The sequence below is a fragment of the Sinomicrobium pectinilyticum genome (assembly GCF_003725735.1).
Classification (GTDB): domain Bacteria; phylum Bacteroidota; class Bacteroidia; order Flavobacteriales; family Flavobacteriaceae; genus Sinomicrobium; species Sinomicrobium pectinilyticum.
Map to the genome: position 1 here is coordinate 1 of NZ_RJTM01000060.1, position 541 is coordinate 541.

At 50.1% G+C, this 541-nt stretch carries 1 protein-coding gene; it reads left to right on the forward strand.

Features of this window, described 5'->3' with window-relative positions; all coding sequences use genetic code 11:
- The coding region (locus tag ED312_RS08880) for a bile acid:sodium symporter family protein (protein WP_148044259.1) at positions 1-541 on the forward strand (541 nt) is incomplete at both ends.

Consider the following 541-nt stretch of genomic DNA (forward strand, 5'->3'; position numbering starts at 1 on the left):
TTTTATCAGTATCGGTGATTTTAAACTGACGCGTCTGATCACCCCTCTGATCCAGGTCATTATGTTTGGTATGGGGACTTCAATGAGTGCTCGGGACTTTGAGTCTGTGATCAAATCGCCCAAAGGGGTGTTTATCGGGGTAACGGCACAGTTTATCATTATGCCTTTGTCGGGTTTTGCCCTGGCCACAATGAGTGATTTCCCCCCGGAGATTGCCGCGGGTATTGTGCTTATCGGCTGTTCTCCCAGTGGTATGGCATCCAATGTTATGGCTTACCTGGCCAAGGCCAATCTGGCACTGTCCCTGACCATTACGTCCATAGCTACCCTGCTGGCGCCGTTCCTGACCCCGGTGTTGATGAAGTTGCTGGCAGGGGAGTTCATAGAGATCCACGTGATGGCCATGATGTGGGACATTGTAAAAATGATCATCATCCCTATAGGTGCCGGGTTGCTTTTCAACAAACTGCTGCACGGTAAGGCGAAATGGCTTGACCAGGCGATGCCTGTAGTATCCATGTTGGGAATAGCGTTGATTATC